This is a genomic window from Fulvimonas sp. R45 (assembly GCF_030504985.1).
Lineage (GTDB): Bacteria > Pseudomonadota > Gammaproteobacteria > Xanthomonadales > Rhodanobacteraceae > Rhodanobacter_A.
Genome location: NZ_JASERU010000006.1, coordinates 19478 through 35424, shown reverse-complemented (window position 1 = coordinate 35424; position 15947 = coordinate 19478). Strand labels below are relative to the sequence as shown.

The 15947-nt window shown below is 70.4% G+C and carries 17 protein-coding genes; 8 read left to right on the top strand and 9 right to left on the bottom strand.

What is annotated here, in order from left to right:
* Positions 1-152 precede the first annotated feature (152 nt).
* Positions 153-1835, top strand: coding sequence for an AMP-binding protein (locus QMK61_RS07330; protein WP_302071510.1), 1683 nt, complete (start codon positions 153-155; stop codon positions 1833-1835).
* A gap of 69 nt (positions 1836-1904) precedes the next feature.
* Here QMK61_RS07330 and QMK61_RS07325 read toward each other — a convergent pair whose 3' ends face one another.
* Positions 1905-2276, bottom strand: coding sequence for a PilZ domain-containing protein (locus tag QMK61_RS07325; RefSeq protein ID WP_302071709.1), 372 nt, complete (start codon positions 2274-2276; stop codon positions 1905-1907).
* A 699-nt stretch (positions 2277-2975) separates the two neighbouring features.
* Here QMK61_RS07325 and QMK61_RS07320 point away from each other — a divergent pair.
* From QMK61_RS07320 to arsC, 4 genes are read left to right on the top strand one after another with little or no spacing between them, the layout of a single operon-like run.
* A complete protein-coding gene (locus QMK61_RS07320; protein WP_302071508.1) occupies positions 2976-3890 on the top strand; it encodes a ScpA family protein in 915 nt (304 codons plus the stop codon).
* A gap of 28 nt (positions 3891-3918) precedes the next feature.
* Positions 3919-4857: an SMC-Scp complex subunit ScpB gene (gene scpB / locus QMK61_RS07315; RefSeq protein ID WP_302071506.1), complete on the top strand. Its 939-nt coding sequence runs from the start codon at positions 3919-3921 to the stop codon at positions 4855-4857.
* On the top strand, positions 4854-6209 hold the full coding sequence (locus tag QMK61_RS07310; RefSeq protein ID WP_302071505.1) for a pseudouridine synthase: 1356 nt from the start codon (positions 4854-4856) through the stop codon (positions 6207-6209). The genes scpB and QMK61_RS07310 overlap by 4 nt, the downstream gene beginning before the upstream one ends.
* Before the next feature lie 10 nt (positions 6210-6219).
* A complete protein-coding gene (gene arsC / locus QMK61_RS07305) occupies positions 6220-6564 on the top strand; it encodes an arsenate reductase (glutaredoxin) (RefSeq protein WP_302071503.1) in 345 nt (114 codons plus the stop codon).
* 87 nt (positions 6565-6651) lie between these two features.
* Here the strand turns inward: arsC and ftsH are convergent, their stop codons facing one another.
* Both ftsH and rlmE read right to left on the bottom strand, forming a co-directional pair.
* A complete protein-coding gene (gene ftsH, locus QMK61_RS07300; RefSeq protein WP_302071501.1) occupies positions 6652-8589 on the bottom strand; it encodes an ATP-dependent zinc metalloprotease FtsH in 1938 nt (645 codons plus the stop codon).
* Complete coding sequence (gene rlmE / locus QMK61_RS07295) at positions 8586-9236, bottom strand: 23S rRNA (uridine(2552)-2'-O)-methyltransferase RlmE (protein WP_302071499.1); 651 nt, start codon at positions 9234-9236, stop codon at positions 8586-8588. Before rlmE ends, ftsH begins: the two co-directional genes overlap by 4 nt.
* 84 nt (positions 9237-9320) lie before the next feature.
* Between rlmE and yhbY the strand changes: the two genes are divergently transcribed.
* Both yhbY and QMK61_RS07285 read left to right on the top strand, forming a co-directional pair.
* Positions 9321-9617: a ribosome assembly RNA-binding protein YhbY gene (gene yhbY, locus QMK61_RS07290; RefSeq protein WP_302071497.1), complete on the top strand. Its 297-nt coding sequence runs from the start codon at positions 9321-9323 to the stop codon at positions 9615-9617.
* Positions 9618-9624: 7 nt separating this feature from the next.
* Positions 9625-10002, top strand: coding sequence for an Mth938-like domain-containing protein (locus QMK61_RS07285; protein ID WP_302071496.1), 378 nt, complete (start codon positions 9625-9627; stop codon positions 10000-10002).
* A gap of 180 nt (positions 10003-10182) precedes the next feature.
* Here QMK61_RS07285 and QMK61_RS07280 read toward each other — a convergent pair whose 3' ends face one another.
* The 4 genes from QMK61_RS07280 to surE are packed head-to-tail and all read right to left on the bottom strand — an operon-like array spanning position 10183 to position 13250.
* The gene (locus QMK61_RS07280) at positions 10183-11118 is read right to left on the bottom strand and encodes a peptidoglycan DD-metalloendopeptidase family protein (RefSeq protein WP_302071494.1); all 936 of its coding nucleotides are present in this window, start codon (positions 11116-11118) and stop codon (positions 10183-10185) included.
* Positions 11119-11161: 43 nt separating this feature from the next.
* Positions 11162-11767: a DedA family protein gene (locus QMK61_RS07275; protein WP_302071492.1), complete on the bottom strand. Its 606-nt coding sequence runs from the start codon at positions 11765-11767 to the stop codon at positions 11162-11164.
* Positions 11767-12462 carry a protein-L-isoaspartate(D-aspartate) O-methyltransferase gene (locus QMK61_RS07270; RefSeq protein ID WP_302071491.1) on the bottom strand — a complete coding sequence of 232 codons (696 nt, stop codon included), beginning with the start codon at positions 12460-12462 and terminating at the stop codon, positions 11767-11769. Before QMK61_RS07270 ends, QMK61_RS07275 begins: the two co-directional genes overlap by 1 nt.
* Before the next feature lie 2 nt (positions 12463-12464).
* On the bottom strand, positions 12465-13250 hold the full coding sequence (surE, locus tag QMK61_RS07265) for a 5'/3'-nucleotidase SurE (protein ID WP_302071489.1): 786 nt from the start codon (positions 13248-13250) through the stop codon (positions 12465-12467).
* Positions 13251-13398: 148 nt separating this feature from the next.
* Between surE and QMK61_RS07260 the strand changes: the two genes are divergently transcribed.
* Positions 13399-13944: a Smr/MutS family protein gene (locus QMK61_RS07260; RefSeq protein WP_302071487.1), complete on the top strand. Its 546-nt coding sequence runs from the start codon at positions 13399-13401 to the stop codon at positions 13942-13944.
* A gap of 376 nt (positions 13945-14320) precedes the next feature.
* On the opposite strand, the gene truD is transcribed toward QMK61_RS07260, so the two are convergent.
* Complete coding sequence (gene truD / locus QMK61_RS07255; protein ID WP_302071485.1) at positions 14321-15340, bottom strand: tRNA pseudouridine(13) synthase TruD; 1020 nt, start codon at positions 15338-15340, stop codon at positions 14321-14323.
* A gap of 132 nt (positions 15341-15472) precedes the next feature.
* Positions 15473-15946, bottom strand: coding sequence for a 2-C-methyl-D-erythritol 2,4-cyclodiphosphate synthase (gene ispF / locus QMK61_RS07250; protein ID WP_302071708.1), 474 nt, complete (start codon positions 15944-15946; stop codon positions 15473-15475).
* Between the last annotated feature and the right edge of the window lies 1 nt (position 15947).

The following is a 15947-nucleotide window of genomic DNA, read 5'->3' as shown; positions in this document are numbered from 1 at the left end:
CCGCCCCGACCCCGCGTCGGGGCGGCTTTTTTGTGGCCGCCGGACGGCGCGGCGCGGCTTGCCGCTGTACGCGGGCGTATGCTCCAATGCCGGCGGGGGCGTCGCCATCTCCACTCGCCTTGGCGACCACGATTCAGGAGTCGAGCAAGCACATGAGCAACGAGCGTCCGTGGCTGGACCACTATCCGCAAAGCGTGCCCGCCGAGATCGACCTCGATGCCTATGCCTCGGCGGTCGCCGTGCTGGAGGAAGCCTTCCTGCGCTTCCGTGACCGCCCGGCCTTCGCCAACTTCGGCAAGCAGCTCAGCTACGGCCAGATCGACCAGCTCAGCCGCCAGTTCGCGGGCTACCTCACCGGCGTGCTCAAGCTCGGCAAGGGCGATCGCATCGCGATCATGCTGCCGAACGTGCTGCAGTACCCGATCGCCCTGTTCGGCGCGCTGCGCGCCGGCCTGGTGGTGGTCAACACCAACCCGATGTACACCGCGCGCGAGCTGAGGCACCAGCTGGAGGATTCCGGCGCCAAGGCCATCGTGGTGCTGGACAACTTCGCCGCCACGCTGCAGCAGGTGGTGGCCGAGACGGACGTGAGGCACGTCGTCACCACCGGCATCGGCGACCTGCTCGGCTTCCCCAAGGGCGCGCTGGTCAACTTCGTGCTGAAGCGCGTGAAGAAGATGGTGCCGGACTACGACCTGCCGCAGGCGGTGCGATTCCGCGACGCACTGGCGCAGGGGGCCGCGCATCCGCCGCCGAAGGTCGAGCTCGGCCATGACGACCTCGCCTTCCTGCAATACACCGGCGGCACCACCGGCGTGGCCAAGGGCGCCATGCTGACCCATGCCAACATGGTCGCCAACATGCTGCAGGTGGGCGCCTGGATCGGCGACGCATTGAAGCCGGGCGAGGAAGTCGCCATCGGCGCCTTGCCGCTGTACCACATCTTCTCGCTGACCGCCTGCGGCATGGTGTTCGTGCGGTTGGGGGCGCGCACGCTGCTGATCACCAATCCGCGCGACATGCCCGGCTTCGTCAAGGAACTGAAGAAAACGCCCTTCTCGATCCTGCCCGGCGTCAACACCCTGTTCAACGGCCTGCTCAACACGCCCGGCTTCGCCGAGGTGGATTTTTCGCGCCTGAAGATTTCCCTCGGCGGCGGCATGGCGGTCCAGCGTTCCGTGGCGGAACGCTGGAAGAAGGTGACCGGCTGCACGCTGGCGGAAGCCTACGGCCTCACCGAAACCTCGCCCGGCGTGTGCATCAACCCCACCGACCTGCGGGACTACAACGGCTCGATCGGCCTGCCGCTGCCCAGCACCGACGTGGCGATCTGGTCCGAGGACAACCGGCCCCTGCCGATCGGCGAGGTGGGCGAGCTGATGGTCCACGGTCCGCAGGTGATGCGGGGTTACTGGAACCGCCCCGACGAGACGGCCAAGGTACTGGGCGCCGACGGCTGGCTGCATACCGGCGACATCGCCAGGATGGACGCCAACGGCTACGTCTACATCGTCGACCGCAAGAAGGACATGATCCTGGTGTCCGGCTTCAACGTGTATCCGAACGAGGTCGAGGACGTGGTGATGCAGCACCCCGGCGTGCTGGAAGTGGCCGCGATCGGCGCGCCCGACGAGCATTCCGGCGAGGTGGTGAAGCTGTTCGTGGTGCGCAAGGATCCCAACCTCACGGTCGAGGCGCTGAAGCAGTTCTGCCACGACAACCTCACCGGCTACAAGCGGCCGAAGGTCATCGAGTTCCGCGATTCCCTGCCCAAGAGCAACGTGGGCAAGATCCTGCGCCGCGAGCTGCGCGACGCGAAGAAAACCGGCACCTGAGCGCCTTCCGCGCCTGGCACGCAAACGCCCGCTTGCGCGGGCGTTTTCTTTCCGGCAATGGCGTGCGGCCTACTCGTCCTGCCATTGCTCCAGGATGTCGGCGTAGCCGCCCAGCAGGTTCCACAGCGGCACCTGCTTGTCTTCCGGGATGCGCGTGTAGGCGAAGCCGATGTGGCGCGGCGAGACGCGCGCCACCTGCGCTTCCAGGTGGATGTGCAGGTCGTGCCCGAAGATCATGTCCAGCATCCAGCTCTGGCCCGGTTCGCCGTGCCAGCCCAGCGGGCGGCGCAGCAGGGCGCCGGTGGCCGAGATGTCCACCAGCTCGGTGGGATGCGATTCGTTGCCGCGGCTCATCAGCACCGTGGTCTGGATGCGCATGCGCGCCGGCCGCAACTGCTCCATCCCTGGACCCTCCCTGGCTTCCTCGTCGTTCATCGCCATCATTTCGTCTCCCGTCCGCATCGCGAATCCAGCGATGCGCCTGGTGTCACCCCGGCCTCCGCATGCCCGGCGGGTTCGATCTTCCCCGCCGGCACCGGTCTTCGCCAGCCCCTCCCCGCGCGCACTCCCGGAAAGTGAAGCAGCGCACGGGAGTGGGCAAGCAAAATGTGTGCCTCATCACGCAATACGCCTCGCGGCACGCGGGATGGCGCAAGTCCGGCACGCATGCGGCCAGCAACCGACGCAACGGGTCACTTGCTGCCCATGCCCCCGCCGGCCCGCCACGGCAGCGTATGCCGGCGCTGGACTTGGCACGGCGCAGCCATTACCCTGTAGGCCACGCGTGGCTTCGCGGCCAGCCGCTGACCGATCGCCTCCGGCAGCCACCGCGACCACGGATTCCGTAGTCGACCGCTCGAACCGCTCGCACCGCCTGCGCGTTGCGCCGCCCCATGCCCGTACCGCGGCCGCCGGCCGTCTGGACACATGGCGCCGCGACGCCGGGCCTGGCCGAAGCCGCACTGTCGTGCTTCGCCAGCCACGTCCGCGACGACACTCCTGCGCACCGACCGGTAATCGAACACAGGCCTTTCCCATCCGGAACGGACGCCTCGCGGGGTCCGCCGGCCAGCGGCAGGGTCCGGGTGGTTTGAACGAACGCACTGCCAGCCGCCATGCGCGGCCCGACGACATGCATCGATGAGCACTGAGCCAGAGCCTCAGCCGGCAGCACAGCCACAGGGCGCCTTCGCGCCGGTCCCGCAGCAGCAGGAAATGCCGCTGGCGATCGTGCGTGGCGAACCGGTGCTGCAGATGCCGCAGGATCTGTACATCCCGCCGGACGCGCTGGAAGTCTTCCTGGAGACGTTCGAGGGCCCGCTGGACCTGCTGCTGTACCTGATCCGCCGCCAGAACCTGGACATCCTGGACATTCCGATTGCCGAGATCACCCGGCAGTACATGGAATACATCGACATGATGCGGGACGTGATGCGGCTGGAACTGGCCGCCGAGTACCTGCTGATGGCCGCGATCCTGGGCGAGATCAAGTCGCGCCTGCTGCTGCCGCGGCCGCCCGCCGAGGAAGGCGTGGAGGACGACCCGCGCGCCGAGCTGGTGCGCCGGCTGCAGGAGTACGAGCGCTTCAAGAAGGCCGCCGAGGACATCGACGCCCTGCCCCGGCTGGAACGCGACACCGTGGTGGCGCAGGCCGATACCGGCGAGCGCAACGTGGTCCGGCTGCCGCCGCCGCTGGACCTCAAGGAAATGCTGCTGGCGCTGAAGGACGTGCTGCGCCGCGCCGAGCTGTTCGGCCACCACGCGATCAGGCGCGAGGCGCTGAGCGTGCGCCAGCGCATGGGCGAGCTGCTGAGCCGGCTGGACGGCTCGGCGTTCAGCCGCCTCGAATCGCTGTTCGACGTCAGCGAGGGACGTCTGGGCGTGGTCGTCACCTTCCTCGCCATGCTGGAGCTGGCAAAGGAAATGCTGGTCGAGATCGTCCAGGAGGAGCCGCTGGCGCCGATCTACGTGCGCGCCAGGGCGGCCAGCCGCGAGGACGCCCTCGAAGAATCGCCCGAACCCGCCGCCGATACCGCGGCGGCATCCGCCGACTAGGCGACGCCACAGTCATCCCAGACAGGCCATGCAGATCGAGCAACTCAAACCCATCATCGAGGCGGCCCTGCTCGCCGCCAGCCAGCCGCTCACCGTGGCGCAGCTGGGCGACCTGTTCGCCGAGGAGGACGAGGTCGGCCGCGACGACATCGCCCGCTCGCTGGAGCTGCTGGCGCAGGAATGCGAGGGCCGCGGCGTCGAGCTGAAGGAAGTGGCCTCCGGCTTCCGCTACCAGGTGCGCCAGTCCGTGCACCCATGGATCTCGCGGATGTGGACCGAGAAGCCCAGCCGCTACTCGCGCGCCCTGCTGGAGACGCTGGCGCTGATCGCCTACCGCCAGCCGATCACCCGCCCCGAGATCGAGCAGATCCGCGGCGTGGTGGTGTCCAGCAACATCATCAAGACGCTGGAGGAACGCGAGTGGATCCGCGTGGTCGGCCACCGCGACGTGCCCGGCAAGCCCGCGCTGTTCGGCACCACCCGCGCCTTCCTCGACTACTTCAACCTGAAATCGCTGGACGAGCTGCCGCCGCTGTCCGAGATCCGCGACATGGAGGACCCGCAGCTGCGCCTCGACCAGGAGCCCCTGCCGGTCCCGGTGGCGAAGGACCTGCCGGTCGATCCCGACGAAGCCGACGAAACCGCCGCGGACGCCGGCGAAGCCACCGACGACGCGATCGTGGCCCACGTCGAGGCCCCCGAAACCGCCGAGGCGGCTGACACCGGCGCTCCGGCCGGCGACGAAGCCGCTTCCGACCACGACACCGCTGCCGCCGACGCGCGCGACACGGACACCCCTCCGGCCCCGGCCGACGCCGAAGCCGCACCCGACCACGACGCCTCCGACGCCGACGCGCATGACGAGGACGCCATCCCATCCATCCCCACTGCCGCCGAGGCAGCGGACCGCGCGGACGCCGGCGATACCGGCGACGCCGAGCAAGACACCGAGGAGCAACGCGCATGACTGCGCCGCAGAAATCCGTCCTGACCCTGAAGCGCGCGCCGCGCAACGAAGACACCCCGACGCTGGAGGAACGCCTGCACAAGGTGCTCGCCAACGCCGGCCTCGGCTCGCGCCGCATGCTGGAACAGCGCATCCAGGCCGGCGAGGTCGAACTCAACGGCAACCCTGCCGGTACCGGCGCCAGCGTGCACGCCGGCGACCGCGTGGCGCTGGACGGCAAGCAGTTCGTGGTCGCCACCGACAGCCGCGACGCCACCGAGGTGCTGGCCTACCACAAGCCCGAAGGCGTGATGACCACCCGCGACGACCCGGAGGGCCGCCCCACCGTGTTCGAACAGCTGCCGCGCCTGAAGGGCGCGCGCTGGATCGCCGTGGGCCGCCTGGACATCAACACCACCGGCCTGCTGCTGCTCACCACCGACGGCGAGCTGGCCAACGCACTGATGCATCCGAAGAACGGCATCGAGCGCGAATACCTCTGCCGCGTGCACGGCGAGGTTCCCGACGAGGTGGTCGAGAAGCTCAAGGCCGGCGTGGAGCTGGAAGACGGCCCCGCCCGCTTCGACGAGATCGCCGTGATCAGCCGTGGCGGCAGCCACAGCTGGTTCCGCGTGGTGATCCGCGAGGGCCGCAACCGCGAAGTGCGCCGGCTGTGGGATTCGCAGGGCTACCTGGTCAGCCGGCTCAAGCGCATCCGCTACGGCAACGTCGAGCTGCCGCGCCTGCTGCGCCGGGGCGACTGCGAGACGCTGGGCGAGGACGCAGTGAGGCAGCTGCGCCAGCTCAGCGGCCTGGGCGCGCCGCAGCCGGTGCTCACGCTCAGCCCGGTGCTTCACCAGCGCCGCGCCAGCCGCAGCGTCACCGAATACCGGCCCGAGCGCGGCGCGCCGAGCGCCTGGAGCGGCGCCTACCACGACGAGGCGCGCGAGCTGCGCGCGTTCGACCGCATCCGCGAGGAGCCGGCGCGCGGCCGCCAGAAGCAGCGCCGCCCCGGCAAGGAAGTGAACGGCAACGTCGCCCGCCCCGAGCGCCCGGCCGGCGCCAACCGCCGCAAGAACAAGCGCGGCGTGGCCCCGGGCCAGGAACTGCCCTCGGTGCGCACCTGGTTCGCCGGCGACAGCCGCGACGGCGGCCGGCCGGCGCCGGGCGGCAATCGTCACGCCGGTGCCGCCAACAAGGGGCCCGGCCGTGGCCAGAACGCCGGCGGCCGCCCGCAGCAGGGCCGTGGCGGCAATCGTCCGCAAGGCCAGGGCGGCAACCGCCCCCAGGGCCACGGCGGCAACCGTCCGCAAGGCCGCGGCGGCAACCGCCCGCAGGGCAACCGCGGCCAGCGCCCCGGCGGCAAGCACTGAGCGCCCGCCGGTGGTCCGCATCTACCACAACAGCCGCTGCTCCAAGTCGCGTGCCACGCTGGCGCTGCTGGAGCAGCGCGGCGAGCCGGTCGAGGTGGTGAACTACCTCGACACGCCGCCCAGCGTCGCCGAGCTGAAGCGGCTGCTGGGCCTGCTCGGCCTCACCGCGCGCGGACTGATCCGCACCGGCGAGGACGAATACGCCACGCTCGGCCTGGACGATCCCGCCCTGGACGAGGACGCGCTGCTGGCGGCGATGGCCGCCCATCCGCGGCTGATCGAGCGCCCCATCGTGGTGGCCAACGGCAAGGCCGCGATCGGCCGGCCGCCCGAGGCGGTGCTGGCCATCCTCTGACCGCCTGCCCTGGCGTATCGCGACAACCAACGAAAACGAAAAGGCCGTCCGGGAGGCGGCCTTTTCGTTGCAAGCGCTGCAGCAGGCTCAGAGATGGCTCTGCGTGGCCGGGTCGCCCACCTTGGCGCCGGCATCGCCGCCGCGCGGCGGCGGGGGCGGCGGCGTGCTACCGGTGCCGGACTTGCCCCAGTCGGCCGGCGGTCCCGGGACGCGGCCGGCCATGATGTCGTCGATCTGGCGCGCGTCGATGGTCTCGTACTGCAGCAGCGCGTCGGCCATCACGTGCAGCTTCTCGATGTTCTCGGTCAGCAACTGGCGGGTGCGGCCGTAGGCGGTGTCCAGGATCTCTCGCACCACCTCGTCGATCTTGCGCGCGGTCTCGTTAGAGACGTTCTTGTGCTGGGTCACCGAACGGCCCAGGAACACCTCGTCCTCGTCCTCGCCGTAGGTGACCGGGCCGAGCTTGTCGGACAGGCCCCACTTGGTGGCCATGTTGCGCGCCATCTTGGTGGCCCGCTCGATGTCGTTGGACGCGCCGGTGGTGACCTTGTCGGCGCCGAAGATCAGCTCCTCGGCCACCCGGCCGCCGTACAGCGAGCACAGCTGCGACTCGATCGCCACCCTGTTCATGCTGTACTTGTCGCCCTCGGGCAGGTACATGGTGACGCCCAGCGCCCGACCGCGCGGGATGATGGTGACCTTGTAGACCGGGTCGTGCTCCGGCACCAGGCGGCCCACGATGGCGTGGCCGGCCTCGTGGTAGGCGGTGAGCTTCTTCTCGTCCTCGCTCATCGCCATCGAGCGGCGTTCGCTGCCCATCAGGATCTTGTCGCGCGCCTTGTCCATGTGGACCATGCGCACCTCGCGCGCGTTCTCGCGCGCGGCGAACAGCGCCGCCTCGTTGACCAGGTTGGCGAGGTCCGCGCCGGAGAAGCCCGGCGTGCCGCGGGCGATCACCATCGGCACCACGTCGCTGGCGGTGGGCACCTTGCGCAGGTGCACCTTGAGGATCTGCTCGCGGCCCTTCACGTCCGGCAGGCCGACCACCACCTGGCGGTCGAAGCGGCCCGGGCGCAGCAGCGCCGGGTCGAGCACGTCCGGGCGGTTGGTGGCGGCGATCACGATGATGCCTTCGCTGCCCTCGAAGCCGTCCATCTCGACCAGCAGCTGGTTCAGGGTCTGCTCGCGCTCGTCGTGGCCGCCGCCGAGACCGGCGCCGCGATGGCGGCCGACCGCGTCGATCTCGTCGATGAAGATGATGCACGGCGCGTGCTTCTTGGCCTGCTCGAACATGTCGCGCACGCGGCTGGCGCCCACGCCCACGAACATCTCGACGAAGTCGGAGCCGGAGATCGAGAAGAACGGCACCTTGGCCTCGCCCGCGATGGCCTTGGCCAGCAGGGTCTTGCCGGTGCCGGGCGGGCCGACCATCAACACGCCGCGCGGGATCTTGCCGCCCAGCTTCTGGAACTTGCCCGGGTCGCGCAGGAACTCGACCAGTTCGCCGACCTCCTCCTTGGCCTCGTCGCAGCCGGCCACGTCGCTGAAGTTGACCTTGATCTGGTCCTCGCCCTGCAGCTTGGCGCGCGAGCGGCCGAAGCTCATCGCGCCGCGGCCGCCGCCGCCCTGCTGCATCTGGCGCATGAACCAGATGAACACGCCGACGATCAGGATCACCGGCAGCCAGCTCACCAGCAGGCTGAGCAGGGAGAAGCCGTTGCCGGCGTCCTGCGTCACGGTGACGCCCTTGCCTTCCATCTTGTGCACCACGTCGCTGCTGGACGAGCCCAGCCAGGGCGCCACGGTGCGGTAGGTACTGCCGTCCTTGAGCTTGCCGGTGATGGTGGCCGGGTTGTCGGCGCTGATCGTGGCGGTGGCCACGTTGCCGTTGTCCACGCTCTGGACGAAGCTGCTGTAGGGCAGTTCGGACGAGCCGCCGCCGTGCGGGTTGAAGCTCTGGAACACCGTGATCAGCACGATGGCGATGACCACCCAGAGCAGCAAGGTCTTGACTGTTTCGTTCATGCGCGGTTCTCGCCGTTCTGCCCGCCCGGGGCCTTTCGCCCCGTGGCAAGCGCATATACCTCCCGCGAACGCGCGCGCGAGGCCTTGGGTTTACGCATGGTCACGCGCGCGAACTCGGCGCGCAAGCTGCGCAGGTAATCATCGAAGCCGGCGCCCTGGAACAGCTTGATCAGGAACGCGCCGCCCGGCTTCAGCCATTGCCGGGAAAAGTCCAGCGCCAACTCGGCCAGGTCCATCGCCCGGATCTGGTCGGCCAGGGCCACACCACTCATATTGGGGGCCATGTCGGACAGCACAAGATCCAGCTTCTGCCCGCCCAGCCGGCTTTCCAGCTCGCGCAGCACGCTTTCCTCGCGGAAATCGCCCTGCAGGAAGTCCACCCCGGCGATGCCCTGCATCGGCAGGATGTCCAGCGCCACCACCGTGCCGCTGTCGCCCAGCCGCTGGCGCACCAGCTGCGACCAGCCGCCCGGCGCCGCGCCCAGGTCCACCACCCGCATGCCGGGCTTGAGCAGGCGGTCGCGGTCGATCAGCTCCTCGAGCTTGAACACCGCGCGCGAACGCAGACCCTCCGCCTGCGCCTTCTTCACGAAGGGGTCGTCGAAATGTTCCCGCAGCCAGCGGGAACTGCTTTTGCTGCGGGACATGGTCGGCGACGGCCACAGATACGGGGGATCGGGCACGCATGATACCCTTTGCCGTCCCCCGACCGCGAATCCGAGACTGAACGCATGGCCCTTTCCCCCTCGCAGCGGCGCTACCTGCGCAGCCTCGCCCACGACCTGAGTCCGGTCGTCCTGCTCGGCGCCAAGGGCGCCACCGAGGCGGTGCTGAAGGAGCTGGACGGCGCGCTCAGCCACCACGAGCTGGTCAAGGTGAAGCTGTCCGGCGGCGACAAGGAAGAGCGCGAGGCGCAGATCGCCTTCCTCGCCGAAGGCACCGGCGCCGAGAACGTGCAGCAGATCGGCCACACCGTGGTGCTGTTCCGCCGCAACGAGGACGAGCCCAAGCTCGCCCTGCCGCGCTGAGGCGGCCGTGGATCTCTCGCTCGACCGCCCCGGCGACTACCTGTTCGTGCGCCGCGTGGACGCGCACGCCATCACCGTGGTCGACCGCGAGCTGCGCCGCAGCTTCCTGCTCACCCCGACCCGGGCGGTGGAAGACTGGCCGGTGGCCGATGCCCGCGCGCTCGACGCCGGCCACGTCGATGCAATCCTGGCGCTGGAGCCGGAACTGGTGATCCTGGGCACGGGCACGCGGCAGGTCTTCCCCGCGGCCGCCTTTATGGCCGGCTTCCTGCGCCGCGGCATCGGCGTGGAGGTGATGGACAACGCCGCCGCCGCGCGCACCTACGACCTGCTCGCCGGCGAAGGACGCCGCGCCGTGGCCGCCTTCATCCTGCCGGAAGGCTGAGCGGCGCGACGGCTTCCGGCCGGGCCTCGCGGAATCTGTTCCCAAGGCTGTCGTCCACACGCTCGCGGCATCCACCCTCAAGGCCGTCATTCCCGCGAAAGTGCACTGCTGCCCGGAATAGGTGTTGATGCCGGTTAAGAGCTTGCATCGAAGATCGGCAAACAGGCTCTCAGGGTTCCCCTAACGCGACGGCAGGTAGTCCATCGGATCGACCGGGTTGCCGTCCTTGCGGATCTGGAACTCCAGCTCGTCGCGCGAGGCGCCGGTGGAGCCCATCTCGGCGATCTGCTGCCCCGCCTTGACGCGCTGGCCCTCGGTCACCAGCCGCTTGCGGTTGTGCCCGTAGGCGGACAGGAAGCTGTCGTTGTGCTTGATGATGACCAGTTCGCCGTAGCCGACCAGGCCGTTGCCGCTGTACACCACCACGCCGTCGGCCGCCGCGCGCACCGGGTCGCCGGCCTTGCCGGCGATCTCGATGCCGGGGATGGAATCGCCGCCGCGGAAACGCTTGACCACCGCGCCCGAGGCCGGCCAATGCCAGCTCACCCCACCCACCGAGCGGCTGCCGCCGGTGCTGGCCACCGGCGTGGGCACGGGCGGCAGCGCGGCATGCACCGGTTCGCCGGCGACCGGCACGGTGGTCGAAACCGGCTGCGCCGGCGCCGCTATGGACGTGGCCGCCGGAGCAGGCGACGCGGCCTTCGCCACGCTCGTCCCCGTGGCCGGCGTAGGCGTCACCGTCTGGAACACCGGTGCGGCGGGCGCTGGCGGCGCGCTGGCCGGACGGGCGGGGTGGCCGTGGTGCGCGGTCGTCGCGACGGCCGTTCCCGCACCCGGCTGCGAGAGGCGCAGTTCCTGCCCCGGCCAGATCGTGTACGGCGCCGCGATGCCGTTCCAGCGCGCCAGGTCGCGGAAGTCCACGCCGTTGCGGAAGGCGATGGAGTACAGCGTGTCGCCGTGCACCACGCGGTAGCTGCCGCCCGGCGCCCGTGCGGGTGCCGTGGCGTGGGCCACGGTCGCGTGCGCCCCGGGCGCCGGCTCCACCACCACCGTGCTGCAACCGGCCAGCGCCCCGGTCAGGGCCACCGGCGCGAGCCATCGACGGATCAGTTTCATGGCCTTGAGCATAGCGGGGGAATGCCTCCTTTTCATGCGCCCGTCACCGCAGGAGAAACCATCCGGCCAGCGCCGCCAGCACGGCCAGCGCGCCCCAGCCGATCCATTCGATGTGCCGGTGCAGGATGCGCTCGGCGCGCTCGCCGAACAGCCGGATCAAGAGCGCCAGCAGCCACACCCGCTTGCCGCGCCCCAGCGCGACGCAGACCAGGAACGGCAGCACCGGCACGCCGACGATGCCCGAGGCCCAGGTGATGAACTTCATCGGCACCACCGGCTGCAGCGCGGCCAGGAACAGCACCATCAGCAGGCCCAGCCAGTGCTGGTTCATCTGCGTGCGCAGGTGCTCCACGCCCTGCTCGATCGGCGCCAGCAGGTGCAGCGAGCCCAGCAGCGGGCTCAGCGCGTGGAACGCCCAGTGCCCCAGCGCATAGCCCACCAGCGAGCCCAGCAGCGAGAACAGCAGGCTGATGTTGGCGTAGAAGAAGGCGCGGTGCCGGCGACCCAGCATCATCGGCGCCAGCATCACCTCCGGCATCACCGGGAAGATGAAGGCCTCGACGAAGCTCAGGCCGCACAAGTAATAGACCGCCCGGGGGTCCCGCGCCCAGCCCAGGGCGCGCGCGTACAGGCTGCCGAAGAGGCGCATCAGCCGATGCCGCCAAGCAGCGGCACGAAACTCACCGCCCCGAGTTCTTCCTGCGCGAAGTCGCCCTGCCCGTCGCCGCGCATGCGCAGCAGCACCTGGCGGCTGGGCGAGCCCACCGGCGCCACCAGCACGCCGTCGGGCGCGAGCTGGTCCAGCAGCGGCGCCGGGATCGCGTCGCCGGCGGCAGTGAGGATGATGGCGTCGAACGGCGCCTCGTCGGCCCAGCCCAGCTTGCCGTCGTCGTAGCGCGAGCGGACGCCGGTGAGGCCCAGCTGGCGGAAGCGGCGACGGGCCTGGCGCAGCAATTCCTCGATGCGCTCCACGGTGTACACCTGCTCCACCAGCGCGGCCAGCACCACCGACTGGTAGCCCGAACCGGTGCCGATCTCCAGCACCTTGCGCGGTGCGCCGCCGCGCTCGGCGAAAGGTTCCAGCAGTGCCTCGGTCATGCGCGCCACCACCCACGGCTGCGAGATGGTCTGGCCGTGGCCGATCGGCAGCGCGGTGTTCTCGTAGGCGCGCGCGTGCATCGCCTGGTCGATGAAGTGATGGCGCGGGGTGTTGCGGATCACGTCGATCACGCGCGGGTCGCGGATGCCGCCTTCCTTGAGCTGCGTGGCGAGCCGGTCGCGCGCACGCTGCGAGGTGACGCCCTCGCCCTTCAGCGCCGATGCGGGCAGCGGATGTACATTCATGCTCAGGCCGCCTTGTGGCCGGCGCCGGCCATGTCGGAGAGCGACTGCATCCAGCTGCTGACCTTCTCCAGCGCCTGGAAGCGGGTGAGGTCGACGTGGATCGGTGTCACCGACACGAAGCCGCGGCGCACCGCGTCGAAGTCGGTGCCGGGACCGGCGTCGTCCACCTCGCCCGAGGGACCGATCCACCACACCGTCTTGCCGCGCGGGTCGGTCTGCGCGATGCACGGCGAGGAGCGGTGGCGGCGGCCGAGCCGGGTCACCTCGAAGCCGCGGATCTCGCTCCACGGCCGGTCCGGCACGTTGACGTTGAGGATGGTGTCGGCCGGCAGCGGATCCACCAGCAGGCGGCGCATCAGCAGCAGCACGGCCTGCGCCGCCGAGTCGTAGTGCTCGCCCTTGTGGTCGCGGCTCACCAGCGATACCGCGATCGCCGGCAGGCCCAGGAAGCGCCCTTCCATCGCCGCCGACACGGTGCCGGAATAGATCACGTCGTCGCCGAGGTTGGCGGAGTTGTTGATGCCGGAGACGACGATCTCCGGCTCCTCGTCCAGCAGGCCGGACAGCGCCAGATGCACGCAGTCGGTGGGCGTGCCGGCAACGCGGTAGCGGCCGTCGTCCATCCGCGCGGCGCGGATCGGCACGTCGAGCGTCAGGGAATTGCTGGCGCCGGAGCGGTCGCGGTCGGGCGCCACCACCGTCACCTGGCCGACCGCGCCGAGGCGCTCGGCGAGCACGCGGATGCCGATCGCATCCACGCCGTCGTCGTTGCTTACGAGAACTCGCATGATGATCCGTACAGTGCCTTCCATCGCGTGCGGCCGGCGCGGCGGCGCACGCACCCTCGATGCCCCGAGTCTACCGGAGCGGGCAGGCGGTTTCACGGCGCGGGTACGCGAAGCGGCCATATTTCCCGCGCATTGGTAGCATGGCCGCATGAAGCGCCGTGGCCCCGCCCCGATCAGCGACGACGACGCCCGCCTGTTCCGCGAGGCCGTGGGCGAGGTGCGCCCGATCGAGGCCGACGCACCGCCGCCCACCGCGCCGAAACCGGCACCGCGCCCGCGCATGTTCGAGGCCGACGAGGCCGCCGTGCCGGGCGAACTGCTCGACATGGCGTTCGACCCGGCCAGCCTGGAAGTGGGCGAGGAACTGGCCTACCTGCGCGAGGGCTACCCGCCGAAGCTGCTGCGCCAGCTCAAGCGCGGCCAGTACAGCGTGCAGGACGTGCTCGACCTGCACCAGATGAACGCCGCCGCGGCCCAGGCCAGCATCGCCGACTTCCTCGCCGAGGCGCGGCGGCAGGGCCTGCGCTGCGTGCGCATCATCCACGGCAAGGGACTGCGCTCGAAGGCGGCCGGACCGGTACTGAAGGCGTTGACGGACCGCCTGCTGCGCCGGCGCGACGACGTGGTCGCCTTCGCCTCGGCGCGGCCCGCGCAGGGCGGCACCGGCGCGGTGGTCGTGCTACTGAGAGGCTGAGTACCCGCCAGGCAGGAGGCGCCGGGTCCCGGCTTCCGCCCATTGCTGTCCGGAATAGTGGTTGACATCGGTCAAGAGCTTGCACTGAAGATCGGCAGACAGAGTGCGGGGAAGACTCCCGGCTGCTTCGAAGGGAGAGCGAAGAAGGCTCCCTCCCCTGCGCGCAGGGGAGGTTTGGGGTGGGGTGGGGTGTGCTTCTGGCTTGAAAGCCAAAGCGCCCCCCCTCCCAGCCTCCCCCTGCGAGCAGGGGGAGGAGCTCATCCAGCGGCAGGAAATAGTCCGGACAGCCGTGGGCTTCCGCCGGGATGACGGGCAAGACGCCTGCCGGGTCCGCCGTCTTTCGCATCCGCTGGCATGGCGCACAAACAGGTGCGCACTACGAAGTCGCCGCCAGCTCCCTCACCACCACGGTGGCATAGGCGCCTGCCGGCAGCTCGAACGACAGCTCCAGCGCATCGTCCGCCAGCCAGCGCCAGTGCAGGTCCTTCGGCGACAGCCGCAGCGGACGGCGTTCCTGCTCCATGCGCGCGGCGGCCAGTCCTTGGGCCAGGTCGGCATGCATGGCGGCGACCTCGCGCTCCAGCGCGCCCGCGACATCGGCCGCGGGTGGCTCGCCCTGCCCCCACAGCGGGCCGCTCGGATGGATGTCCCCGCGCGCCAGCCGCTGCGCCAGCGCATCATCGAACGGCTCCGGGCCGAACCAGGAACGCGAGCCGGCCAGCGACCAGATCTCGCCATCCAGCGGCGCGTCCCAGGCGCCACGTTCGACACGCGCGGCGAGCACGGCATTGAAGATCTGCGAGCGCGCGGCTGACAGCAGGATCGAACGCCTGGCCCGGTCCACCCGCCGCCCCGCGAACATCGCCCGCGCCTGCGCCACGTTGCCGCCCTCGCGGCCGAAGCGCTGTTCGCCGAAGTAGTTGGGGACGCCGCGCGCAGCAATGGCGGCAAGCACGCCTTCGGTCCGCGCGCGGTCGCCCTGCACCTCGCGCAGCACCAGCACGAAGCGGTTGCCGCGCAGCGCGCCGCGCTTGAGCTTGCGCGCATGGCGGGTGGCGGCCAGCACCTTCACGCCTTCGTGCGGAAAAGCCGACCAGTCCGGGTCGGGCTTGCCCGCCAGCTGCACGGTGAAGGCCTGGCGGGTCACCGCGTGGCGATCCTTCAGGCCGGCATAGCCCACGTCCAGCGGCGGCACGCCGGCGAACCTCGCCAGCTCGCGCGCCACCCAGTCGGTGTTGGCGTCGCGCTTCTCCACCCACAGCAGCGCGTGCTCGCCGCTGCCGTCGGCGTCGTAGCCGAGGATTTCCTCGACGCGGAAATCCTCGGGGATACTGCGCAGGCGGGCGGTGAGCGGCGGAACGGCGCCATGGGCGCGGGGAAGTTCGAAGTCGGACATGAGTACCTCGAAATGCAGGATCGTCGTCCCGGCGCAGGCCGGGATCCAGTAGCGAAGCTGGCCCGGCTTTCGCGACAACCGGACCTGCCCGCCGCTGGATCCCGGCCTGCGCCGGGATGACGGGCGAAAAGGCTAGCGACGCTCCAGCAACACGCAGGCCTGTGCGGCGAGGCCTTCGCCGCGGCCGGTGAAGCCGAGCTTCTCGGTGGTGGTGGCCTTGATGCTGACGCGATCGATGGCGCAGCCGAGGTCGGCGGCGAGGTTCTCGCGCATCGCCTGCGCGTGCGGGCCGACCCTGGGCGACTCGCCGATCACGGTGACGTCGGCGTTGCCCAGCGCGTAGCCGTGCTGCGCCATCAGCGCCGCCGCGTGGCGCAGGAACTGGCGGCTGTCGGCGCCACGCCAGCGTTCGTCGGAGGGCGGGAAGTGCCGGCCGATGTCGCCCAGCGCCAGCGCGCCGAGGATCGCGTCGCACAGCGCGTGGATCACCACGTCGCCGTCGGAGTGCGCCACCACGCCGCGGCCGTGCGGCACGCGCACGCCGCCCAGCGTCACGTGGTCGCCTTCGCCGAAGGCGTGCACGTCGAAACCCTGGCCGATGCGCATG